Below are 24,760 nucleotides of genomic sequence, written 5' to 3'. Positions count from 1 at the left end.
CTATTAATAAATTTAAATAATTATAACATAAATAAAAAAAGGCCTAGTAAAAACTAGACCTTTTAAAATTAACGATTAAATGATTTTAGAAACTTTCCCATTCATCATCATTTGAGATTTTAGATTCAATTTTTCTATTTTCACTTTTTGGCATTGGTTTTGATTGAGTTTTAGTTTGAGCTGGAGAATTAACTGTTTTGTTTTTACTACCTAAGTTTTTTGCTTTAACTTGATCTTTACCTATAAATTGTTTTTCATTTGCATTTGTTACTACTAATTTTGCTATTTCATCAGTTTGAACAGCAATATCATGAGTTTGATTTGCAATTGATGCATTTTGTTGTGTTTGTTGATCAAGGCTGTTAATAGCATCATTTATTTGTTCAATTCCTGCTAATTGTTCTTTTGAAGCTGTTTCAATATCAGAAATCAATTCTATAGTTTTAGTAATATTTTCACTAAGACCATTATATCCTTGAATCATTTTATCAGATATTGCTTTTCCACTATTTGCTTTACTTGTTGCATTTTCAACTAAATCTTTAATCTCTTTAGCTGCCTCAGCAGATCTTGCTGCTAGATTTCTAACCTCTTGTGCAACTACTGCAAATCCTTTTCCTGCTTCTCCTGCTGTTGCTGCTTCAACAGCTGCATTTAGTGAAAGAATATTTGTTTGGAATGCTATTTGATCAATTACTGTAATAGCATCATTTATTGCATTAACTTCATCATCTATTTCATTCATAGCAGTTGTAGTTTGTTGAGCTAGATTTTTACCTTCATTTGCTGAATTTGTAACTTCATTTGCAAAATTTGACATTTTTACAACATTTTCAGTGTTATGAGAAATATTTGAAGTTATCTCTTCTAATGCTGCTGCTGTTTCTTCTAAAGATGCTGCTGCTTCATTTGAATTTACATTTAAAATATCAACATTTTTAAGTAAAACATTTGAACTTTCATCTAAAGTTAAACCATTCTCTTTATTTTCAACTAACATTTGATTTATTACATCTGCAAGACTGTTTAAACCACTTGCTGTATCACCTAAATCATTTCCATCTATTCTATATGTAAAGTCTAATTTTTGATAAGAGTTTAATGCTTTTGTTATATTATTTAAGTCACCGTCAACTTTAGATGAAACTACTTTAAATAAATCATTAACACCATTTTTCAATGATTCAATAGCTGTATTTTGAGTTGTTTCTTTTATAGTATTTTTCATTATTCCATTTTGTGCCAACTCTATAGCTTTATTTACACTATCAATTACAATTTTAGCAGAAGTGATATCTTGAGCAAATTTAACTACTCTAGTTACTTTTCCACTTTTGTCTTTTACAGGAGTATATGAAGCTTGAATCCAAACTGAAGTTCCATTTTTATGAAATCTTTCAAACTCATCTATTTGTGATATACCACTTGCCAAATCTTTCCAAAAATTAGTGTATGCTGTAGTATTTATGTAATTTTTGTCACAAAAAATTCTATGATGTTTTCCTACTACTTCATTTAATGTATAACCTAAGGCATTTAAAAAATTATCATTTGCATGAATTATTGTTCCATCTGGCTTAAATGATATAATCGCATAATTTTCTTCCATTGCAGCTAATCTTGCTGATTCTTCCTCAGTTTTGCCAAAACCAAACATACACTTCTCCCAAAATAATTTTATAAATTTTATCCATTTTTTCTTTTATTCTAATTTAATTTTGAACGAAGATTCACATAAGCATAAAAAAACCTAAGTTGACTAAACAACTTAGGTTTTGGGGAGTTTTGATTAATTTAAAATTAATTAGATTGGTAAAACTCTAATATTTTCATCAACTTTTTGTTTAAGTACAGATTCAATAGCATAAAGTGTACCAGTATCACCCGATGCACAACCATTACAAGCACCTAAGTATCTAATATAGATATCATAATGTGGAATATTTTCTTTTATATCAATAATCTCCATATTACCACCATCCATCATTAGCATTGGTCTAATATCAGTATCTAAAACTTCATCTACTAATTTGATTCTTTGTACAATTGTCATTTTATCAAATGAAGATTGTCCAGACTCACTAGCATCAGCAGCAGTTTTCATTCTTTCATGATCCATTTCAGCTCTTGTATTTTCTAGTACATCAACTAAATACATCTCTTTTTCTTCATGACCACCTGGTTTAATACATGACTTACAAAATGCACCAGCTTTTGTATAATCAGTAATCTCTTCAACAGTCTTAAGATCATTTAATTTAATAACTTCTTGAATAGTTGCTAAAGAAACCCTTGCACACTCACAGATAATGAACTCTTCTTCAAAAGATTCCATATCTACACCCTTGTAAGTTCCAGCTGCTTTTTTGATAACATCATAAGCCATAACTGAACAGTGCATTTTTTGAGGAGGAACAGCAGGAACATCTGGATGGTCTCTTAAAGCTTTTTCAACATCAATATTAGTAATTCTAACTGCTTCATCAACAGTTTTACCAATACAAAGCTCTGCCATAGCATCAGATGAAGCAATAGCTGTACCACAACCAAAAGATTTAAATTTTGAATCTAAAATCTTATCAGTACTTTCTTCAACACACCAGTAAAGTCTTACTGCATCACCACATGATTCTGCTCCAAAGTCAGCAACAATTAGTTTTCCACCTAATTCTTTTGCTCTTTCTTCAGTAATTTCACCTTGGTGAGTTGGATCATCCATTCTTCTGATTACTTGATTTGAGTATTCATCCCAAATTGAACCAGTAATTAAATCATTCTTTGCCATTATTAATTCCTTCTTCTTTTTTTACAATTGAGACACATGGTCTTTTGGTGTATATGCATATGAACTTGAAATAGATCTAAGTCTGTTAATCGCACCTTTAATCACTTCAATTGCATAATCAATCTCTTCTTCAGTATTAAATCTACTTAAAGAAAATCTAACTCCTGTATGAGCTAATTCACTATCACTTCCAAATGCATTCATAACTGGGTTTGCTTCTAAATCTTCTGATGCACAGGCACTTCCTGTTGATGCACCAATAGTTTTTTGATTTAAATCCCAAAGCATAGATTCACCCTCAACACCTCTAATTGAGATAAGTGTTGTATTTGGAGTTCTATTTTCTTTTCCACCAATAACGATTGTTTCTGGTATTTCAAGAATTGCATTTTCAAGTTTATCTCTTAACTTTCTTACATGGTTATTTTCATAAGCTAATGCCATTTCAGAAGTTGCTAATTTCATTGCAACTCCCATTCCAACCATAGAAGCAACATCAACTGTTCCTGCTCTATGTCCACCCATTTGCTCACCACCATGCATTAAAGGAGTTAATTCATACCCTTTTTCTACATATAAGGCACCAACACCTTTTGGTCCATGGAATTTATGAGCTGAAAGTGATAAATAGTTTACATTGCACTCTTGAACATCAACTGGAACTTTTCCAATTGCTTGAGTTGCATCTGTATGGAAAGGTATACCTGCTTCTTTACATATTTGACCAATCTCTTTTATAGGAAAAAGTTTTCCTGTTTCATTATTTGCCCACATAATAGATACTAAAGCTGTATCTTCTCTAATATAATCTTTTACAGCAGACGCTTCTAAAACACCCTCTTCATTTACAGGTAGATAAGTTACACTTACACCTTGAGTTTCTAAAAATCTACATGTTGCAGTAATTGCTGGGTGCTCTACTTCTGAAGTGATAATATGATTTTTATTACCATTTAAGATTTTATCAATCCAAATACCTTTTATAACTGTATTGTTACTCTCTGTAGCATTTGCAGTAATAATAATGTCATCTTCATCAGCTGCATTTATTCCATCATATAAATAATTTAAAGCCTCAACCATTTTTGGATGAGTTCCTGCCCCAAACTTATGAAGTGAATTTGGGTTACCATATATATGACAAAAAAATGGCTCCATTGCTTTAAAAACTTCTGGATCTACTTTCGTTGTTGCGTTGTTATCTAAATATACTTCCATACATATTCCTATACTATTCTTTGGTAAGTTTCATGCAATAAGTGTTCCATAAAAAATACCCTCTTGAATTTTAATTTTGAAATTATAATTAAAATAGGATAAAAATAGTCTTAATTAATTTAATTATACTTTTACACTATTCCTTTTCTAATTTTAACATAAGTTTACTTCTGAGATAATATATCAAATTTTATAAAGGTTATAATATGAAAAAATTATTTTTTGGTTTTTTATTTTTATTTATAAGTGTCCTATTTATTGGATGTGGTGAGCAAAAAGTTGCTTCTGATACAAAAGATATTGAGAAAAAAGATGTTTTAACTGTTGGTATGGAATTAGCATATCCACCATTTGAAATGAGTGATAAAGACGGAACACCATCAGGAGTATCTGTTGATTTTGCCAAAGCATTAGGTAAATATTTAGATAGAGAAGTTGTAATTGAAAATATAGCTTGGGATGGTCTTATTCCCTCACTAAAAACTGGAAAGATTGATTTAATCATCTCTTCTATGACTATTACAGAAGAAAGAAAAAAGTCTATAGATTTTTCTATCCCTTACGCACAAACATCTTTAGCTATATTAGCAAACAAAGATTCAGAAGTTAATTCAATAGAAGATTTAAATGTAGTAGGTAAAAAAGTTGCAGTTAAAAAAGGTTCAACTGGACATTTATATGCAAAAGACAATTTACCAAATGCAGATATTTTAGTATTTGATAAAGAAGCTGCTTGTGTACTTGAGGTTGTTCAAGGTAAAGCTGATGGGTTTTTATATGATCAATTAACAATTTATAAAAATTATGCAAAACATATGGATACAACAAAACCTCTTCTTACTCCATTTCAAAAAGATTTTGAATATTGGGGTGTTGCTTTAAGACAAAATGATCCAATAAAAGAAAAAGTTAATGAGTTTATAAAAAAAGCAAAAGAGGATGGAACTTTTGATAGCTTTGCTAAAAAATATTTAACAGATGCTAAAAAAACATTTGATGAACTTGGTATTCCATTTTTCTTTTAGGAAATTGTAAAAATTGAATATAAAAAAACTTTTTATCCATGAAAAAGGTTTAAAAGGTGATAAAAAGGTAGATAAGCCTATCTTCCTTTTTAACCTTTTACTTCTCGCAATTTTAGTTTTTATTACATTTTATTTAATGTTTAAAAATGTCTCATATAGTTTTAATTGGGACAGTGTTTATGAATACAGACAAAAATTCATAGATGGCTTTTTAATGACTATAGTTATCTCTTTTTTTGCTTTAATATTAAGTTTTATAATTGGATTATTTTTTGCCTACGCACAAAATTCAAAACTTTTAATACTTAGATATTTTTCAAAATTTTATATAGAGATTATAAGAGGTACTCCCCTTTTAGTACAAATTTTGATATTTTTTTACGTTTTTGCAAATAATTTGGGTTTGGATAATAGATATGTTGTAGGTGTTGTTATATTAGCTTTATTTGCAGGAGCTTATGTCTGTGAAATCATAAGAGGAGCAATTGAGTCAGTTGATTTTGAACAATATGAAACAGCACTAAGTCTTGGAATGACAAATTATCAAATGTATAGATATGTGGTTTTTCCACAAGCCTTTAGAAGAATGTTACCTGCTTTAACAGGACAATTTGCAAGTATTATAAAAGATTCATCTTTATTATCAATTATATCTATTAGCGAATTTACTATGAATGCCCAAGAGGTAAACGCTTACACCTACTCTACACTTGAAAGTTATATCCCCTTGGCAATTGGATATTTACTTTTAACCTACCCTATCTCTTATTATACAAATAAACTAGAGTCTAATATTAAGTAAGAACTTTAAAGATTAAAAAAAATTTAATCTTTAAAGTTATAATATCATATAAATATTTTTTTAATGAACATATGTTACATTAAATTTTAGAAATAGGATAAAAATAGTCCTATTTAAAAAGGGTTAAAAATGAGTGATAATAAACAAATAAAAAATATTTTAAACAGAGACTATAAACTAGGCTTTGAAACACTTATTGAGAGTGATACATTCCCAAAAGGTTTAAACGAAGATGTCATAAAAGCCATATCTAAAAAGAAAGATGAACCAGAATGGTTATTGGAATTTAGATTAAGTGCATATAAAAAATGGCTAAAAATGGAAGAGCCTTCATGGGCAAATTTAAAATATCCAAAAATAGACTATCAAGATATTTCATATTTTTCTGCGCCAAAAAAGAATTTAGATTCTTTAGATGAAGTTGACCCTGAAATATTAAAAACATATGAAAAACTTGGTATTCCTTTAGAAGAGCAAAAGATGTTGGCAGGAGTTGCAGTTGATGCTGTATTTGATTCAGTTTCAGTTAAAACAACTTTCCAAGATGAACTAGAGAAATTAGGAATCATATTTTGTTCAATCTCAGAAGCAGCACATAAACATGAAGATATATTAAAAAAATATTTAGCTTCTGTTGTAGGAAAAGGTGATAACTATTTTGCAGCATTAAACAGTGCAGTATTTACAGATGGAAGTTTTGTCTATATTCCACCAAATACTAGATGTCCAATGGAACTATCTACATATTTTAGAATAAATGCCTTAAATACAGGACAATTTGAAAGAACCCTAATAATATGTGATGAAGGCTCTTATGTATCTTATAATGAAGGGTGTTCAGCCCCAAGTAGAGATGATAGACAACTTCATGCCGCAGTTGTAGAATTAGTTGCATTAGATAATGCACAAATAAAATATTCAACAATTCAAAACTGGTTTCCAGGTGATGATGAGGGGAAAGGTGGTATTTTAAACTTTGTTACAAAAAGAGGTTTATGTAAAGGTGAAAACTCAAAAATCTCATGGACACAAGTTGAAACAGGTTCTTCAATTACATGGAAATATCCATCATGTATCTTAAAAGGTAAAAATTCAGTTGGAGAGTTTTATTCAGTTGCAATTTCAAGCCACGCTCAACAAGCAGATACAGGTACTAAAATGATTCACTTAGGTGAAAATACAAAATCAACAATTATCTCAAAAGGTATCTCAGCTATGAAAGGTGTAAATGCCTACAGAGGATTGGTTAGAATTGGAAAAAATGCCAAAAATGCAAGAAATGTTTCAGAGTGTGATTCTTTACTAATTGGAAATAGATGTAAAGCACATACTTTTCCATACCATGAGATAAAAAATTCATCTGCACAAATTGAACATGAAGCAACAACTTCTAAGATTTCAGATGAACAACTGTTTTATTTAAACCAAAGAGGAATCGATGAAGAGGATGCAATTGCAATGATTGTAAATGGTTTTTGTAAAGAGGTATTAAAAGAACTTCCAATGGAGTTTGCAGCAGAAGCAAAAGAGCTTCTTAGCATCTCACTAGAAGGAAGCGTAGGATAAAAAAGAAAAAGACTTAATATAAGTCGAGAAATAAACATAGAGACAAACGTTGTCTCCTTCAGAGTTTGTTTCTTTAGGTGTGGCTTTGCCATACCGTTAAAAGAAATTAAAAATGAAAAGGTTCCCTTAAAATTGGGGACCAATTTTAAGGATATAAGATGCTTAATATAAAAAATTTAAAAGTAAATATTGATAACAAAGAGATTTTAAAAGGTTTAGACCTAGATATTAAAAAAGGTGAAGTTCATGTACTTATGGGACAAAATGGTGCAGGAAAATCAACTTTAGTAAAAACACTAAGTGCTCACTATGATTGTGAAGTAACAGAGGGTGAACTTAAGTATAAAGAAAAAAACCTATTAGATTTAAGTGTAAGTGACAGAGCAAATGAAGGTATCTTTATGAGTTTTCAAAATCCTGTAGAGATTCCAGGGGTAAATAACAGCTACTTTTTAAGAACAGCTGTAAATGAAAAAAGAAAATATAATAAAGAAGAAGAGTTAGATGCAATAAGTTTTCTAAAATTGACAAAAGAGGAGTTAGGAAAATTTGATATTGATAAAAAACTTCTTCAAAGAGATTTAAATGATGGTTTTAGTGGTGGGGAAAAGAAAAGAAATGAATTAATCCAACTGTTATTATTAAAACCTGATTTAATTTTACTTGATGAGATTGATTCAGGATTAGATGTTGATGCAATTAAAACTGTTGCTAAGGTAATAAATGATTTATTAGATGGTAATCGATCAGTGCTTATGATTACTCACTATGACAAACTATTATCACAAATAAAACCGGACTATGTTCATATTATGCAAGATGGTAAAATAGTTAAAACTGGTGATTACAATTTAGCTTTAGAACTTGATAGCAAAGGTTATGAAGGAATAGGAATTAAAAATGAGACTTATGAATCTTAAAAACGAAGAACTTTTAATTGATGAAAGTACAAATGAACCTATTAAATTGATATATTATCCAAAAGAGGAAAAAACTAATTCTTTGAAAATAAGAGTAAAAGAAGGGATTAAAGCCTCAATTATAGAAGTGTTTGCAGGAAATGATTTAAATGAAACCTTTACAAGAGAACTAATTGTTGAAGATAATGCAAATTTAGAATATATGAAATATCAAAATATTGGCGAAAATTCAAATATCCAATTGCAATACAATATTGATTTAAAAGATAATGCAAATATAAAAATGACTAATTTTGAATTTGGTAAGGGTAAAAATACAAACCAATTTAATACTGAGTTTAACAATATAGATTCTAATCTAAATATTTATGGTTTGGTAAAAATTGATGAAAATACTAATTCAAAATCTGTATTTAAAACCTCACATAACAATCAAAATTGTTTTAGTGATATTAAATATAAACATATTTTAGATGATTCTTCAAAAGCAACATTTGAAGCTTTAAGTGTGGTAAATGAAAAAGCATTAAACTCAAAAGTATTACAAAACTCTAATACAATATTGTTAAGTGATGATGCAGTAATTTTTGCACAACCTCATCTTGAGATAAATATTGATGAACTAGAAGCAGCCCACGGTGCAACAACAGGAAGTTTAAATAAAGAGCAACTTTTATATTTAGAATCAAGAGGTATAGAGAGTAAAAAAGCTAAACAGATGCTTTTAAAAGCTTTTGAGAATGAAATATACGATAATATAGAAGATATTAAAATAAAAGAATTTCTTCAAGAATTAGAAGGGGAAGAAAATGTTTAAAAAAGATTTTCCATATTTCAAACACTCAAATACAGTATATTTAGATAATGCAGCAACAACACAAAAACCAAAAAGTGTTATTGATTCTCAAGTGGAATATTATGAGAAATATTGCGCAAATACCCATAGAAGTAGTTTTTCTGATGCAAATACTGCCACACAAAAATATGAAGAGACTAGAAAAATATTAAAAGAGTTTATAAACGCCCAAGTAAAAGAAGAGATAATTTTTACTAAGGGAGTGAGTGAGTCAATCAATTTTATTGCTAATTCTTTTACAAGGGATTACAAAACTGTTATTATCTCTTCTTTAGAGCATCATTCAAATATCGTTCCGTGGCATATGCAAGGAAGAAGTTTAAACAATGGTCTTGAAGTTGTAAAGTGTGACAGCAACCTAAATTTCGACTTTGAAGACTATGAAGAAATTTTAAAAAATAATCCAAAATCTTTTGTAAGTATCACACATATCTCAAATGCTTTTGGAAAAGTTCACGATATAAGAAAAATAATCCATCTTGCGCACAAATATGAGAGTGTAGTTTTAATAGATGCAGCACAAAGTTTAGCACATACAAAAATAGATGTTAAAGAGTTAGATGTAGACTTTATGGCTATATCTTCCCATAAAACATTTGGACCAACAGGAGTTGGTGCAATTTATGTAAAAGAGAAATATCTAAAAGAGTTAAAACCTTACCAAACAGGTGGAGCAACTATCCATGAGGTTGATTATAATGGTTCAATTCTACTTGATGCACCTTTTAAATTTGAAGCAGGAACACAAAATATTGCAGGTGTAATTGGTTTTGGTGAAGCTTTAAAATATGTTAAACATGTAGGATATGAAAATATAGAGATAATTGAAAAAGATCTTTACAACTATTTAGAACTTGAACTTGAAAAACTTCCTGGAATAATTTTTTACAATGACAGTGAAAATTGTGTAGGAAGTAAAAGTTTCAATTTTGAAAATATTTCCCATGATGATATTGGAATTTTGCTAGATAAAATGGGAGTTGCTATAAGAGTTGGACACCATTGTGCCCAACCAATTATGAAACAACTTAACATAAGAGGTACTATTAGAGTTTCACTGGCTTTTTACAATGATTATGAAGATATAAACAGATTAATTGAAGCTTTAAAAAAAGCCTTAGAGATGTTAAAGTAAAGGAAGATTGATGTCAATAAAAACAAAAGTTGAAAATATAAAAGATGATTTAGATTTTTTTGAAGATGAATTACAAAAATATGAATATATTATAGATTTAGGCAAAAAATTAGACTCTTTAGATGATAAATATAAAACTCCTGAAAATATTGTACATGGATGTACTTCACAAGTTTGGCTAATAAGTGAAGAAAAAGATGGAAAACTATATTTTAAAGGTACTTCTGATGCAATAATTGTAAAAGGACTTATATATATAATCCTTGAGATATTTTCAGGTGAAGAGAAAGAGACTCTTAAAACTGTAGATATGGATATTATCTATGAATTAGGATTATCAGAAGTTATTACACCAAACAGACAAAGTGGTGTAATAGGAATGATAAAAAAAATAAAAGAGATTGCACAAAAAGGATAAAAGATGGAATCACTAAATAAAGATCTTATAAAAGAAAAAATTATTGATAGTTTAAAAAATGTATATGATCCAGAAATTCCAGTAAATATTTATGACTTAGGATTAATTTATTCTATTGAACTTGAAGTAAAAAACAATTATACTTATTGCACTATTGAAATGACTTTAACCTCACCATCGTGTCCAGTAAGTGATAGCTTAGTAGAACAAGTAAGTTATTATACAAAACAAGTTCCAGAAGTTGATGAAGCAAATGTACATTTGGTTTTTGAACCAATGTGGGAACCTTCTAAGATGAGTGACGAAGCAAGAGAGATTTTATCAGCATCAGGAGCGGCATTTAATTGACTAGAAAATCTAAACTTATAATAATTGTATATACAATCACAATTTTACTTTCTGTGATGTATGCGACTCAACCTTTACAGCCACTATTAGCAAAAGAGTTTGATGTATCTATGACAAAAGCATCCTCTTTTACGGCTGTAATTATGTTGTTTTTAGCAATATCTCCTATTATATACGGTTATATTTTAGAATCAGTCAAGACAAAAACTGTTTTAAAAATTGCACTTATTACTTTACTTATAACAAACTTTGCATTATCCCTAGCAAACACTTATGAGATGTTTTTAACAATTAGAACAATTGAAGCTATAGTAATCCCTGCAATTTTAACAGGAGCCATGACAATTTTGGCAAAAGATAAAGAGAATACTAAACTAAATATGTCAATATATGTTGCAGCAACAGTATTTGGAGGAATGGTTGGTAGAGTATTTTCTGGATTTATAGCAGAAGAGTTTGGATGGAGAATAGTATTTATCTCCTTATCTTTTGCCCTACTTTTAGCCTATTTTTTAATAAATAAAATAGAGTTTAGAGGTGATGCTGAACTTGTAAAACCTAAAATGATTGATATAATCCATATTCTAAAAGATAAAAAATATCTAGTAATTTATACCCTTATGTTTATTGTATTTTTTGTATTTGCAGGACTTTTAAATATCTTGCCATTTAGAATTAAAGAGCTTATTCCCCAAACTAGTGAGACTCAAATTGGATTATTGTATTTAGGTTATGGGATGGGAATTATAATTTCACTTACAATACATAAAATCATAAATTTTTTCAAAAAAGAGATAAGAACTATTGTAGCTGGACTTGGTATATTTTTAATCTCAACACTTATGTTTTTAAGTACAAATGCCCTTATACTTTTTTCTGTTGTGTTTATATTTTGTGTGGGAATGTTTACTATTCATACTGTTTCAACAAGACTTGCAAATTCACTTAAAGCCTCACAAAGAGGTTTAACATCTGGAATGTATCTAAGCTTTTATTATATAGGTGGAGCAGTGGGTTCAATTATTCCTGCAATTGTATATGACAAGTTTGGTTGGGATATGACTATTTTATTATTTGCATCTTTACTTGTATTTATTATGGTTTTTATTCTTTTAAGTAGAAAACTTTTTAAAGCATATAATTAATTTAAATAAGAATCCATATCTTCTTTTGTGTCTATATCAATTGAGTTCTCTTTTGATAATTCAAGTTTTAGACACTCTTCATTTTTTAATATAGACTTTGCACCTTTATCTTCTTTTAACTGTTTTAATTTAGGATAATAAGTAAAAGGAAATATTGCAGGGACTGTTAAAAATCTATTATCTTCATATTGTGTTGCAATAATATTTTTGTTATTGATTAGATTTTTTAATTTGTTTAAATGAGAATAAGGAATAAAAGGCTGATCACACAATAAAATCATAGTATTTTCATATTGTTCCAAATGGCTTATGCCAAAAGATATTGAAGTTCCCATACCTTTTTTATAAAACTCATTATTTAAAACTTTTATATCCAAATCTTTTATCTCAGCTAAACACTCATCATATTTATGTCCTAACACTACAAAAACATCATCTGATACCTCTAATGCTTTTTTTACAGTTAATCTAAGTAAGGATTGATTTTTATATTTTATTAATTGTTTTGTATGCTCTCCTAATCTAGAAGAGCTTCCTGCAGCTAATATTAATATTGCTAATTGTTTAGACACTTAAATTTTTCCATTTCTTTTTGCTTCAATTTGTGCACAAATTGACAATGCAATTGATGAAGATGAATAACTTCCAATATCAAAACCAACAGGAGCAAAAAATCTATCATCACTTTCTAAATTAAACTGCTCTTTTTTTCTTTGCATATTTTTTTTATTTCCCATTAAACCAATATACTGCATATTTGTATTTAATAAAGCCTCTAAATACTTATCATCTGTTTTAGGATTATGACTTAAGATTACAGAAGCATCATAAGAGGATAAATCCAAAGTATAAATATCTTCTAAATTTTCTAATTCAATTAAATAATCTGCTTCATATACAAACTTTTTATCTATTTTAATATCTATAACAGTTGTATTCCAACCCATAAGATTTGCCATTGAGATTAAAGGTGTCACATGGGCTGCACAACCAAAGATTAAAAGAGAATATGGTTTTTTTATATAAGAAGATAAGCCTTCATAATCTTTATCATAGAAAAAAGGTTTTATTTCCATATTTAAAACTCCATGACCAGAGTTTTTATCTTTTGGAATATTTTCAAAGGTTTTTATCTCTTTATTTTCAAAACACTCTTTAGAAAAAGATATCACCTTTTCATGTAGATATTTACTTCCTAACACTCCAATTGTTTCATAAGAGGAGTTTACAAGCATCATATTTCCAGCTTTTGTATAAGTTGAGCCTTGTGTTTTAGTCACAAGACCCATTGAGATATCTAAATTATTTTTCTTACAATGTTCAATAAATTTTGAATACTCTTTATTTTCAAACATCTTTTATCCAAGTTTGATAGGAAAGTTTGTATATCTTTTACCTGTAGCGTCATAAAGTGCATTCATAGTTGCAGCAAACATTGGAGGAACACCAATCTCACCAACACCACCAATTTTCTCACCAGAGTTTATAATCTCAACAGAGATACTATCAGGGGCATCTGTTATTCTATTTACTTCATAATCATAGAAGTTGTTTTGTACAGCAGCTCCATTTTCTAAAGTGATTTGTGCATACTTAATATACCCAATAGTAAAGTTAACAGCACTTTCTATTTGGTTTTCAATTCCATGGGGATTAATTGCCATACCACAATCTACACAAGACCAAACTTTTTCAACTCTGTAATCATTGTTTTCAACTTTTACTTTCACAACATAAGCAACAATACTTCCAAATGATTCAGCAATTGCTACACCATAACCACTATTTTTTTCTCTATTTTTCCAATCTGATTGTTTAGCTACATTTTCTAATAGTTTAACAAATCTAGGGCTTTCTAAATTTTTAATTCTAAAATCTAAAGGATCCATATTTGCTGCTTTTGCTGCTTGGTCGATTAAGTTTTCAACTATTGGAGCTGAAACAGTATGTCCAACTGATCTTAACCATAACACTGGAACTGGTGAATCAGGACAAAAAGCTTTTAAATCATGGCTTTCTATTTTATAAGGGTGAGATTCTAAACCTTCTCTTTGAGTTGAATCAATACCATCTTTATATCCACCACCAAAGAATGTTCCTTTTAATAAAGATTGATTTATAATATCTGCTTTAAAGGCTGTAATATTACCCTCTTCATCAATAGCCATTTTACCTTTACTAATTGTCATAGGTCTATAATAACCCATCTTAATATCATCTTCTCTTGTCCATAAAGTCATAACTGGCCAAGGTTCGTTATGAGCTGTATAAGCAGCATCTTCGACAAAATCACTCTTTGGATTTGCCCGTCTTCCAAAACTACTTCCTAAATAGTTATTATAATATTCTACATTTTCTTCATCTACACCTAAAATCTTTGCACAAGCTGCTCTATATGCAGTTTGGAATTGTCCTCCAACAGACATATATGCTTTTTTACCTTGGTGATGAACTGTACAGTTTAAAGGTTCCATCGCTGCATGGGCTAAAAATGGAAATGAATATTCAGCCTCTACAACACTTTTTGCATCTTTAAAAGCTTTTTGAGTATCTCCATCTTTTTTCATTTGTGGTAAATCATTTTTATCTAAATAAGATTTATACTCTTTTTCTAAAGTACTTGTACTTGTATTTCCAAACTCACCTTTGTCCCATTTAACATCAATTTTACTAATGGCTTCTTTTGCTTGATACCAGTGTTCTGCAATAATTGCTATTTTTTCATTTGGTAATTTTTTGATTTTGATAATTCCTGGCATCTTTTTTGCTTTGCTGTCATCAAAACTTACTATTTTTGCTCCAAAAGATACAGGTTGAACAAGTGCAGCATATTTCATATTTGGAAGTCTTACATCAATACCAAATTTTGCTTGACCTGTAATTTTTTCTTCAACTTCAATTGGATGTCTTTTTACTCTTTTTCCAATTAAATTATGGTCTTTAGAATCTTTTAGTTTAACATCAGCAGGCAACTTCATATCTTTTATATCTTCAATTAAAGAACCATAAGATAGTTTTTCTTTTGTTCTATTGTTAATAACATATGAATCTTTTGTTGATACATCATACATTCTTACTTGCCATTTTTTTGCAGCTGCTTGTTTTAGCATATATCTTAATGTAGCACCAACTTGTCTAACTCTTTGTTGTTGAGTTTTTATACTCATTGAACCACCAGTTAACATCATAGGCATTCCAGGGATATTATATACATCATTTACAGGTGCAGGTTCAAAAATAATCTCTTCCCATTTTGCATCTAATTCATCAGCAATACATTGTGCTATACCTGTATATGCTCCTTGTCCCATCTCAACTTGACCTAAGATAAATGTAACTGTATTATCTTTATCAATTTTGATAAAAGCATTTGGTGCTAAAGTTTCACTTTTCTTTTCAATTTTTGCTGCCATACCTTTAATTGGTAAATTAAATCCAATGATAAAAGCTGAACTAACTAGCGTAGTATTTTTAATAAATCCTCTTCTGTTTAAACTCATTATTTATCCTTTCGCCACAGCAGACACTGCTTTTAAAATTTTATTATATGTTCCACATCTACAAATATTTCCTCTCATAGCAGTTTTAATCTCTTCTTCTGATGGGTTTTTATTTGATTTTAAAAGTCCTGCAGCATTAACTAATTGTCCAGATTGACAATATCCACATTGCGCAACATCATGCTCTTTCCATACTATTCTTAGAGCATTTAATTCTTTATCTTCTTTGTTTTCAATAGTAGTGATGTTTTTTCCGTAAGCCTCTTTAAGTTTTGTTTGACAGCCTCTTACAGCTTTTCCATCAAGCATCACTGTACAGGCTCCACACATACCAACACCACAGCCAAACTTCGTTCCAGTCAAATCTAAATAATCTCTTAATACCCAAAGAACTGGAGTATCTTCTGAGACATTTTTTAAGTCATATTTTTTATTATCTACAAATATATGAGTCATATTAGCTCCTATAGTTTTTTACTAATTATATTGTAAAGAATTTTTCTAAATTTCAATAGCACATTTTGCCACACAACTTGCCTAATACTACAAATTTTAAAATTATAATATTTATATTTACTTTTAATAAAATTGTAAAATTTAAATTTTAGTTTAGATTAATAATATATAGAACTTTTAGAATCAAATTAAAAGGGATGCTAAAAGTTTAGTCTAAAACAAATTTTTATATATGATGAGAGATTTAGTGGGTTTTGATTAGTAAGAAAAGCTAGATGGTTGAGTTCTAACTTTTCAATATGGAATTTTTTCTTTTATAGTCTTAAAAGCTTGAGCTGATTAAACCTATAGTAAGAAATGATACAACAACGAATACAACATATTTAACTACAAACTTCATAACACATCCTTTTAATTTTAATTCTTATAAAATTTTACATTATTTATGTCAATAATAAAAGGTGATTATTCTTGACAATTTCTTGACAAATTAAAAAGTTATATAAAAAATATTATGTGAGTTTTTGTAATTGTATCCTAATTTAAACTTATGCATTTGTACAATTTTATTTACAATATTTAAACCTAAGCCATGTCCCATTTGTTGGTTAGGTTCTCTAGTAAAGGGTTTAATATAATATATCAAATCATTTGATAATTCATCAGCAATATTTTCAACATACAAGGTTTTATTTTCTGCTTTTATTTTAATTGGGAATTCTAAAGCATATTTCATTGCATTATCAATCAAATTTTTTAAAGCCAAAGTCATATAATATTTATCTGCTTCTATTTCAAAATCATCTTCAATATCCAATATAATTTTTGATTCATCATCAATAGATAATTTAGACAAGGCCTCAAGTATTAGACTGCTTACTTTAAATTTATATATTTTTAATGTTGCAAAATTTAACTTTTCCCTTTGAAGTAGTTTATTAGTTAGTTCTTCTATATCTATAAAAACATTGTTAATATGTTCAACTTCTACTTTATATTTACTATTTTTTAAATCTTCAAGTAAAAATTTACCTTTTGTAATAGGAGTTTTTAACTCATGGCTTATATTTCGTAAAAGCTCTTCCCTTGAGTGTATTATGTCGCTTTGTTTTTCTAAATAGGAATTTAAATTATTAGTTATTTCACTTAATTCATTGTTTTTACCAATATCTACTTTTATACTATTTTCATCATCATTAAATAATTGCAAAACACCTTTATTTAATTTATCAAGCATACTTTTTATCTCTTTTATAATTTTAGATGAGATAACAAATGCTAAGGTAAATGCAATTAGAAGTAATAAAACAACTTCTATTTTTATGGTCTCTATAAATTGATTTTTATTTTTTTCTGTTTTGTTAAGTTCATTTTGAAGATAATCAACCTCTTGGTCAAGGAGATTTTTAGTCTCATTACTTAACTTTTCAAAATCAATATTAAATTTATCAAAACTATTTTGTTTCTCTTCTACAATCTTAAACAATCTATTTTTTATCAAAAAATCAATCTCTTTAAAATGTAAGAAAATTAACTCTAGATTCTTTTTTTCATTATTAGATTCTGAGTTTTCTATTGTTTTATTTTTTAAAAAAAGTACATTTTTATAAATATATTCTGCTTTATTTAGTCTCTCTTTTACAATATTCAATTTATCATAGTCGGTTATAATATCTAATACAATCCAAGAAAAAGAGTTATTATGTTCTTTTAGTTTTTCCACTCTTCTTATCTGGTCATAACGATGTATTTGTGCATTGTGTATTTCATTAAAATTGTATATTGAATAAAAAAACACCCCTATTATAAATACAGTAATAAAAAGTATTAAAGAAAAAGAGATAAAGAGTCGTTGTCTAATTGTCATTTATAAATTTATACCCTATTCCCCATACAGATTTAATATATTTTGATTCTTTTGAATCATCATTGATTTTAAATCTTATATTACTAACATGCATATCAATTGTTCTATTTTTTGTATCTTTTTTCAAAGATGTTTGATTTACAATATCTTCTCTTGAAACAACTTTATTAATATTTTTCATAAACATAAAAAATATTTCTGCTTCAATTTTTGTAAATTCTATCTCTTGATCTTCTAAAAATACACTTTTTTTATCTAAATCAATATTTAATTCGTTGATTCGTATCTCATTATCATTTATATTTCTTTTTAATATTGCATCTATTCTTAAAACCAATTCTCTTGGTTCATAAGGTTTTGATAGATAATCATCTGCTCCTAACTCAAAACCATGTATTTTATTTCCAATATCATCCCTTGCAGTTGAGATGATAATTGGAATATTTTTTATCTCTTTTAATTTTTTAAAAAGATCAAAACCATCCATTCCAGGAAGCCCCAAATCCAATATAACTATTGAATATATTGAATGATTTAATTCAAACTCTTTTAAAGCTTCTAAAGGTTGTGAATAAACATGACAATCATAATTGTAAGCTTTTAAAAAATTACTTATCAAATTTTGTAATTCAATATTATCTTCAATTAAAAGTACATTTTTATTTTTCACTATTAGCCTTTGTTAATCTCTTTATTTTTTGAAGATACTGATTTTAACCAAAAGTATCCAAATAAACCTGAGAATAAAGAAGCACTAAGGATTCCAATTTTAGCTTGGAATATAAGCTCAGGGTTTCCAATAAAAGCCAAGTCTGCAACGAAAATTGACATAGTAAAACCAATACCACCTAAAAAAGCTACACCAAATATTTGGTTCATTGAACTTCCTTTTGGAAGCTCTGCAAATTTTAATTTTATTGCAAGCCAAGATACTCCAAAGATTCCTATAACTTTCCCTAAAATTAAACCTGCAATAATACCTAAAGAAACTGGCTCTAGAATAGTTGACCCAATAGAAGAAAAATCAATTTTAATTCCAGCATTAGCAAGGGCAAAAATAGGAATAACAATAAGCGCCACTGGTAAATGAAGTCCATGCTCCAATCTTGCAGCAGGAGTTCCTACCTCATCAATTTTATCTTTAATATTAGTAAGTATCTTTTTTTGTTTTTCATGTAATTCAAAGTTTTCTTGCTCAGGATACTTTTCATACTCATCTAATAAAACTCTAGTATCTTTTGTAAGACTTGATGGTACTCTTTTAGGAGTTGATGGTATTGCCAAAGCTGCTAATACACCAGCTATAGTTGCGTGAACACCTGATTCAAGCATAAAGAACCACATAAACAAACCAACTATAAAGTATGGCAATATCATATGAATTCCAAATCTATTAAATGCAATCATAATTAAAAGCATAAGTCCTGCTAAACCTAAAGGTAACATATTTATTGTTTCAGTATAAAATAGTGCAATAACAATTACAGCACCTAAATCATCAACAATAGCTAAGGCAACTAAAAATGTAACAAGTGTAGTTGGTATTCTTTTTCCTAATAACACTAAAGCACTAATCGCAAATGCAATATCTGTAGCCATAGGAATTCCCCAACCATTTGAACCAAGTGTTCCATAATTTAAACTTGTATAAATTAGTGCAGGGAAAACCATCCCACCAATTGCAGCTAATATTGGAAGAATTGCAACTTTAATATTTGAAAGTTCCCCTGCAGTTATTTCTCTTTTTATCTCAAGTCCAATAAGAAAAAAGAAAATAGCCATAAGCCCATCATTTATCCAATGGTGTAACGAGTGAGAAAAAGCCCATGAACCAACATTTAGGTCAATATTCATATGAAAAAAGTGAGAATATGTTTCATATAAAGATGTATTAGCAAGTATTAAAGCTAATACTGTTGTTACCATTAAAATCAACCCTGTCGTAGTTTGCGCATGTAAAAATTCTTCGAAGGGAGTTGACACTTTTTTAAAAGCTTTCTCCCAAGGTGCATATAGTTTCATTTTTTTTCCTATAAATGTAAGTTTTAGATTTAAATTGTAAGATTATATCTTATAAATGTAAATAGGTTTATACATTTTTTCTTGACATTTTCTTGACATTTTAAAAATTTTTAAAAAAATTTACTTGACATTACTACTAATTAGTAATATAATTACATAAATATATTACTAATTAGTAATAGTTTAAGGTAGAAAATGACAAGAAAAGAATTTTTAAAACTATGCGCTTTATTAAGTGTATCACCGTTGTTAGCAAAAAATGAAACTAGATATAAAATGCCAGCACTATTTGTTAGTCATGGAAGTCCAATGAATATTATTCAAGGGCATATGTATGCCCATGCATTAAAAAAAGTGGTAAAAACATTTAAAAGACCTAAAGCTATACTTGTAATCTCTGCACATTGGTATGATAGTGAAACATTTATATCAGCATCAAAAGAGCAAGAAACTATTTATGATTTTTATGGATTTCCTGAAGAGTTATATAAAATTAAATATAATCCTAAAGGTTCTCCCGAATATGCAGCTACAGTCGAAAGTATTTTAGCAGAAGAAGGTTTTTTAGTTGATAGAGGTTTAGACCATGGAGCTTGGAGTGTGTTATATCATATGTATCCAAAACAAGATATTCCATCATTTCAGATTTCAATAAATAAAAATTTATCATATCAAGATTATTATGATATTGGAAAACAGCTCTCAATTTTAAGAGAACAAGGTATTTTGATTATTGGTAGTGGTGGGGCTACTCATAATCTAAGAGAGGTAAAATATCCACCTAATAATTTACAATTTGATGAATGGGCAGTGGAATTTGATAATTTTGTAGCAGAAAGTTTTTCAAATAAAAATTTTGAAAACCTAATAAATGCAAAAGAGCATAAATACTTCAAAATATCACACCCCTTTGATGATCATTTTATCCCTTTATTATATACAGCAGGTGTAGTTTCCAATGATGATAAAATCGAACATTTCCATGAAGATATTGCTTTAGGGAACATGAGTATGAGATGCATTAAAATTGGATAAATAAGTATAAAGAAAATAATGAAAAGATTAGATAAGTTCTTAATCTTTTCATCATGTTTTAATTTAATATTTTCTTTAAACTATCTTCAATCTTATTAGGGTCTGAAAAATGATCAACTTTTGCAACAAATTTTCCATTTTTATCAAATAAATAGATAAATGAAGTATGAGAAACAGAATATCCCATAGCAGAGTTTTCTAAAGTTATTTTCTTATAATATGTCTCATATCTACTAGTAATATCATCAATATTTTCTTTTGTTGATGTGGCACCTATAAAATTTTTATGAAAATATTGTGCATACTCTTTTAGGTTTTTTAAAGTATCTCTGTCTGGGTCTACACTTATAAATAAACCTACAAAATCATCTGTTTTCTCTTTATCAAATTTTTTCAATGCACTTGATAAGCTACCTAAAGAAGTTGGACATACATCTGGACAATATGTATAACCAAAATAAACAGCTAAAGCTTTCCCTTTTAAACTATCTTTAGTTACTTCTCCATCTAAAGTATTTACTTTAAAGTCATACTTTTTTACCTCTTTGTATTCGTCAACATAAGGTTTTAATAATACTATTAAAATAACTGCAACAACAACTACAATACTTAATTTTGAAAACATTCTCATTATTTATCCGTTTTAAATTGGAACCTTGCTCCAATTGTTTCATTTAATTTTTCAATTCTTATTTCTGCATTCCAATTCATATCCCCAACAGGACAAGTAGGTAGTGTACCTGTAGCCTCATAATTACCATTTGATAAGTTTTTTATTGGTAAATTAAATTCTCCCATAAACATATTTGTAGCATATATATTTAAATACAAATTTTCCAAGTTGGGATTATTACTTTTTATAGTAAAAGTTAATGGTTTCATTAAAGGGATATCTTTAGGTGTTATACTTAATTCAAAACTTGTTCCATCTTGAAGTGTAATAGTACAACTTTTTTCATGCAAATTACAATCTTCTTTTTGAGTAACAAACTCTACTTCACCTTTAAAAGATTGATATAAAGCATTAAAATCAATTAAAAAATATCCAAGAACTATTGCAATAATACCTATAGAAGATAGAATCAAACTCTTTAAATCATTTTTATTTTTAGTCATTTATATAACTTAATTGTGCATATTATGACCATGGTGTTTCATACCACCCATTACAGTTTTAACAGGTAAAGTAAGTGTTTTGCTCTCACCGTTTGAAAACTCTAGAGTTAAAGTTATATTTTCACCCTCTTTTAGTGCTTGATTTAAACCAATTAACATAATATGAAAACCTCCTGGTTGAAGTGAAACTTCTGTATTTGCTGGTATTTCAATACTTGGAACTTGAATCATCTTCATAACACCATCTTTCATTAGATGAGTGTGTAGTTCAACTACTTTAGATGCATCAGACGATGCTTTAACTATTGAAATAGTTTCATTAGAACTATTTTTAACTTTCATGAAAGCTGCTGAGTTAGGTAAGTTTGGAGGAGTAGCTCTAACATATCCATCTTCAATCTTTAATTCAGAAGCTAAAAGTATAGATATACTAAATGCCAAGAGAGTAATTATTTTTTTCATACATATCCTTTTTATTATCTATTATATATTAGTATTTTTTTGTTAATTATCTGTTAAAAATATTTTACCATTTTAAAATACTTTATCTTTATGACTCCATATAAAAGCTAAGTTCTACTTAATTTTCCTATGATAAAATTCAAAAATGCGACTTAGTTGCATAAATTTAAAAAAGGACAAATTATTAATGCAATTAAGTAATAGCATAATAGAAGTTTCCAATCTTAACTTTTCATATGAAAATCAAAAAGTGTTAGAAAATATAAATTTTAAAATTGATAAAAATGATTTTTTAACTATTATAGGGCCAAATGGTGGAGGTAAGTCCACTTTGTTAAAACTGATTTTAGGTATAAACAAACTTCAAGATGGCTCAATAAAAATATTTGGGAAAAATCATCTTGAAGAGATTATAAATGTAGGTTATGTACCACAAAATACAAATGTAAATCTGAATTTCCCTATTACAGTACTAGAAATAGTTATGATGGGACAAAACTCACTTTTAAAAAGAATATTTGGTTATAAAAAAGATGAGAAAGAAAAAGCAATAAAAGTTTTAAAAAAAGTAGGAATGGAAAACTTTTATAAAAACAAAATATCAAATTTATCTGGAGGTCAAAGACAAAGAGTACTTATAGCTAGAGCATTATTTTCCAATCCTAAAATTCTACTCTTAGATGAACCAACCTCAAATATAGATATAAGTGGCTGTGAACAAATATATGAAACACTTAAAGATTTAAATAAACAAATTCCAGTAATTGTTGTAAGCCATGATATCTCAGTAATTTTAAAGTATGCATCAAAGGCTTTTTACATAAATAAAAAGATGACAAATCATGATCTTAGCATGATGAAAGATGAATTTAAATCTATTGATTCTCATGTATGTGAGATTGAACTTTTAGAGATGTTAGGAAAATGCAGATGCTAGATATATTTTCATATGAATTTATTCAAAATGCCTTATTAGCTGGAATAATTGTGAGTGTAATAACAGCAATTATTGGAACACTTGTGGTAGTAAATAAAATGGTATTCTTATCAGGAGGTATAGCCCATAGCGCTTATGGAGGGATTGGACTTGCTATGTTTTTTTCTCTGCCTATGCTTTTAACAACCTCGCTATTTTGTATATTTGTAACAATTATAATTGCACTTGCCAGTTACAAAAATAGAGAAAACTTAGATATTATGATTGGACTAATATGGGCAGTAGGAATGTCTTTTGGTATTTTACTTGTTGATTTAACACCAGGATACCAAACAGATTTGATGAGTTATTTATTTGGCTCTCTACTTGCTGTAACAAATGAAGATATTTACTATATGTCTACACTTTTACTTTGTATATTTATTATAGTTACAGTTTTTTATAGAGATATATTAGCTGTATCATATGATAGTGAATATGCGAATCTAAGAGGTGTAAAAACAAGATTTTTTTATACTCTTATCCTAATATTATCAAGTTTAACTATAGTAATTTCAATAAAAGTAGTAGGATTGATTTTAGTTATTGCCCTACTTACAATTCCAATTTACATATCAAGCTTTTTTTGTAAAAGTTTAATTTCTATGATGATTACTTCTGCTTTACTTTCTATTTTATTTACAATTATAGGACTTAGTCTCTCTTATCAATTTGATTTAAGTTCAGGCCCATCTATTATTATGGCTAGTTCAATTTGTGCATTAATAGTTTTTATTTTTAAAAGTATAAAAAAATGAATATGAAAAGAGAAAAAATGGAAATAGATTTTAAAAAATCAAATGGTTTAGTTCCTGTAATAACACAAGAATATGGAACAAATGAGGTTCTAATGCTAGGATATATGAATAAAGAAGCATTAGATTTAACTGTAGAAACTAAAATTGTTCACTATTTTTCAAGAAGCAAAAATAGAATTTGGAAAAAAGGTGAAAGTAGTGGACATATTCAAAAATTGATTGATTTAAGAGTTGATTGTGATGAAGATACAGTTTTAGTAATAATAGAACAAGTGGGTAAATCAGCTTGTCATACAGGTGCTAAATCTTGTTTTTTTAGATCTTATATAAAAGAAAAAGATGAAAAAACA

Annotated in this window: 25 protein-coding genes and 1 pseudogene; 13 read left to right on the top strand and 13 right to left on the bottom strand. The window is 28.2% G+C overall.

Going from position 1 to position 24,760, the window contains the following annotated elements:
* Positions 1–85: 85 nt before the first annotated feature.
* The 3 genes from ACKU3H_RS07895 to ACKU3H_RS07885 form a co-directional block, all read right to left on the bottom strand.
* Positions 86–1,657 (bottom strand): methyl-accepting chemotaxis protein, encoded by a 1,572-nt coding sequence (locus ACKU3H_RS07895; RefSeq protein WP_407933684.1) that lies wholly within the window; start codon positions 1,655–1,657, stop codon positions 86–88.
* Between the two features lie 147 nt (positions 1,658–1,804).
* Positions 1,805–2,785 (bottom strand): iron-sulfur cluster assembly scaffold protein, encoded by a 981-nt coding sequence (locus ACKU3H_RS07890; protein WP_320036430.1) that lies wholly within the window; start codon positions 2,783–2,785, stop codon positions 1,805–1,807.
* 21 nt (positions 2,786–2,806) lie between these two features.
* Positions 2,807–4,003: a NifS family cysteine desulfurase gene (locus ACKU3H_RS07885; RefSeq protein ID WP_320036429.1), complete on the bottom strand. Its 1,197-nt coding sequence runs from the start codon at positions 4,001–4,003 to the stop codon at positions 2,807–2,809.
* A gap of 206 nt (positions 4,004–4,209) precedes the next feature.
* On the opposite strand from ACKU3H_RS07885, the gene ACKU3H_RS07880 reads away from it, so the two are divergent.
* The 9 genes from ACKU3H_RS07880 to ACKU3H_RS07840 all read left to right on the top strand — a co-directional run bounded on the left by ACKU3H_RS07880 (position 4,210) and on the right by ACKU3H_RS07840 (position 12,218).
* A complete protein-coding gene (locus ACKU3H_RS07880; protein WP_320036428.1) occupies positions 4,210–5,028 on the top strand; it encodes a transporter substrate-binding domain-containing protein in 819 nt (272 codons plus the stop codon).
* Positions 5,029–5,041: 13 nt separating this feature from the next.
* A complete protein-coding gene (locus ACKU3H_RS07875) occupies positions 5,042–5,830 on the top strand; it encodes an amino acid ABC transporter permease (protein WP_320036427.1) in 789 nt (262 codons plus the stop codon).
* Positions 5,831–5,959: 129 nt separating this feature from the next.
* Positions 5,960–7,396: a Fe-S cluster assembly protein SufB gene (sufB, locus tag ACKU3H_RS07870; RefSeq protein ID WP_320036426.1), complete on the top strand. Its 1,437-nt coding sequence runs from the start codon at positions 5,960–5,962 to the stop codon at positions 7,394–7,396.
* A 158-nt stretch (positions 7,397–7,554) separates the two neighbouring features.
* Positions 7,555–8,316, top strand: coding sequence for a Fe-S cluster assembly ATPase SufC (gene sufC, locus ACKU3H_RS07865; RefSeq protein ID WP_320036425.1), 762 nt, complete (start codon positions 7,555–7,557; stop codon positions 8,314–8,316).
* Positions 8,297–9,133, top strand: a complete 837-nt coding sequence (locus ACKU3H_RS07860) for a SufD family Fe-S cluster assembly protein (RefSeq protein ID WP_320036424.1) — start codon at positions 8,297–8,299, stop codon at positions 9,131–9,133. Before sufC ends, ACKU3H_RS07860 begins: the two co-directional genes overlap by 20 nt.
* Positions 9,126–10,307: a cysteine desulfurase gene (locus ACKU3H_RS07855; RefSeq protein ID WP_320036423.1), complete on the top strand. Its 1,182-nt coding sequence runs from the start codon at positions 9,126–9,128 to the stop codon at positions 10,305–10,307. The genes ACKU3H_RS07860 and ACKU3H_RS07855 overlap by 8 nt, the downstream gene beginning before the upstream one ends.
* 10 nt (positions 10,308–10,317) lie before the next feature.
* Positions 10,318–10,725, top strand: coding sequence for a SufE family protein (locus ACKU3H_RS07850; RefSeq protein ID WP_320036422.1), 408 nt, complete (start codon positions 10,318–10,320; stop codon positions 10,723–10,725).
* A gap of 3 nt (positions 10,726–10,728) precedes the next feature.
* Complete coding sequence (locus ACKU3H_RS07845) at positions 10,729–11,073, top strand: iron-sulfur cluster assembly protein (RefSeq protein WP_320036421.1); 345 nt, start codon at positions 10,729–10,731, stop codon at positions 11,071–11,073.
* On the top strand, positions 11,070–12,218 hold the full coding sequence (locus ACKU3H_RS07840; protein ID WP_320036420.1) for an MFS transporter: 1,149 nt from the start codon (positions 11,070–11,072) through the stop codon (positions 12,216–12,218). Before ACKU3H_RS07845 ends, ACKU3H_RS07840 begins: the two co-directional genes overlap by 4 nt.
* Here ACKU3H_RS07840 and ACKU3H_RS07835 read toward each other — a convergent pair.
* The 7 genes from ACKU3H_RS07835 to nhaA all read right to left on the bottom strand — a co-directional run bounded on the left by ACKU3H_RS07835 (position 12,215) and on the right by nhaA (position 20,063).
* Entirely contained in the window at positions 12,215–12,790 is a 576-nt protein-coding gene (locus ACKU3H_RS07835; protein ID WP_320036419.1) for a nucleotidyltransferase family protein, read from the bottom strand. The two genes, ACKU3H_RS07840 and ACKU3H_RS07835, sit on opposite strands and share 4 nt — an antisense overlap.
* On the bottom strand, positions 12,791–13,573 hold the full coding sequence (locus ACKU3H_RS07830; protein ID WP_320036418.1) for an XdhC family protein: 783 nt from the start codon (positions 13,571–13,573) through the stop codon (positions 12,791–12,793).
* Between the two features lie 3 nt (positions 13,574–13,576).
* Positions 13,577–15,718: a molybdopterin cofactor-binding domain-containing protein gene (locus ACKU3H_RS07825; protein ID WP_320036417.1), complete on the bottom strand. Its 2,142-nt coding sequence runs from the start codon at positions 15,716–15,718 to the stop codon at positions 13,577–13,579.
* Between the two features lie 3 nt (positions 15,719–15,721).
* Entirely contained in the window at positions 15,722–16,174 is a 453-nt protein-coding gene (locus ACKU3H_RS07820; RefSeq protein WP_320036416.1) for a (2Fe-2S)-binding protein, read from the bottom strand.
* 490 nt (positions 16,175–16,664) lie between these two features.
* Positions 16,665–18,041 (bottom strand): ATP-binding protein, encoded by a 1,377-nt coding sequence (locus ACKU3H_RS07815; protein WP_320036415.1) that lies wholly within the window; start codon positions 18,039–18,041, stop codon positions 16,665–16,667.
* The gene (locus tag ACKU3H_RS07810; protein WP_320036414.1) at positions 18,031–18,711 is read right to left on the bottom strand and encodes a response regulator transcription factor; all 681 of its coding nucleotides are present in this window, start codon (positions 18,709–18,711) and stop codon (positions 18,031–18,033) included. Before ACKU3H_RS07810 ends, ACKU3H_RS07815 begins: the two co-directional genes overlap by 11 nt.
* Positions 18,712–18,713: 2 nt before the next feature.
* On the bottom strand, positions 18,714–20,063 hold the full coding sequence (gene nhaA, locus ACKU3H_RS07805; RefSeq protein ID WP_320036413.1) for a Na+/H+ antiporter NhaA: 1,350 nt from the start codon (positions 20,061–20,063) through the stop codon (positions 18,714–18,716).
* A 195-nt stretch (positions 20,064–20,258) separates the two neighbouring features.
* Here nhaA and ygiD point away from each other — a divergent pair, with 195 nt between their 5' ends.
* Positions 20,259–21,098 (top strand): 4,5-DOPA dioxygenase extradiol, encoded by an 840-nt coding sequence (gene ygiD, locus ACKU3H_RS07800; RefSeq protein ID WP_320036412.1) that lies wholly within the window; start codon positions 20,259–20,261, stop codon positions 21,096–21,098.
* A 58-nt stretch (positions 21,099–21,156) separates the two neighbouring features.
* Here ygiD and ACKU3H_RS07795 read toward each other — a convergent pair whose 3' ends face one another.
* From ACKU3H_RS07795 to ACKU3H_RS07785, 3 genes are read right to left on the bottom strand one after another with little or no spacing between them, the layout of a single operon-like run.
* Positions 21,157–21,729, bottom strand: coding sequence for an SCO family protein (locus tag ACKU3H_RS07795; protein ID WP_320036411.1), 573 nt, complete (start codon positions 21,727–21,729; stop codon positions 21,157–21,159).
* Positions 21,729–22,214: a hypothetical protein gene (locus ACKU3H_RS07790; protein WP_320036410.1), complete on the bottom strand. Its 486-nt coding sequence runs from the start codon at positions 22,212–22,214 to the stop codon at positions 21,729–21,731. The genes ACKU3H_RS07795 and ACKU3H_RS07790 overlap by 1 nt, the downstream gene beginning before the upstream one ends.
* Before the next feature lie 9 nt (positions 22,215–22,223).
* Complete coding sequence (locus ACKU3H_RS07785) at positions 22,224–22,676, bottom strand: copper chaperone PCu(A)C (protein WP_320036409.1); 453 nt, start codon at positions 22,674–22,676, stop codon at positions 22,224–22,226.
* 187 nt (positions 22,677–22,863) lie between these two features.
* On the opposite strand from ACKU3H_RS07785, the gene ACKU3H_RS07780 reads away from it, so the two are divergent.
* The 3 genes and pseudogenes from ACKU3H_RS07780 to hisI all read left to right on the top strand — a co-directional run.
* The gene (locus tag ACKU3H_RS07780) at positions 22,864–23,613 is read left to right on the top strand and encodes an ABC transporter ATP-binding protein (protein WP_320036408.1); all 750 of its coding nucleotides are present in this window, start codon (positions 22,864–22,866) and stop codon (positions 23,611–23,613) included.
* Entirely contained in the window at positions 23,607–24,410 is an 804-nt protein-coding gene (locus ACKU3H_RS07775) for an iron chelate uptake ABC transporter family permease subunit (RefSeq protein ID WP_320036407.1), read from the top strand. The genes ACKU3H_RS07780 and ACKU3H_RS07775 overlap by 7 nt, the downstream gene beginning before the upstream one ends.
* Positions 24,407–24,709: pseudogene (hisI, locus tag ACKU3H_RS07770) on the top strand (phosphoribosyl-AMP cyclohydrolase); the annotation flags it as partial. The gene ACKU3H_RS07775 and the pseudogene hisI, both read left to right, overlap by 4 nt.
* Positions 24,710–24,760 lie beyond the last annotated feature (51 nt).

Source organism: Halarcobacter sp., from assembly GCF_963675975.1.
In the GTDB taxonomy this organism is placed as follows: Bacteria; Campylobacterota; Campylobacteria; order Campylobacterales; family Arcobacteraceae; genus Halarcobacter.
The sequence above is the reverse complement of the archived record's forward strand: the minus strand, read 5'-3'. Positions and strand labels throughout refer to the sequence as shown.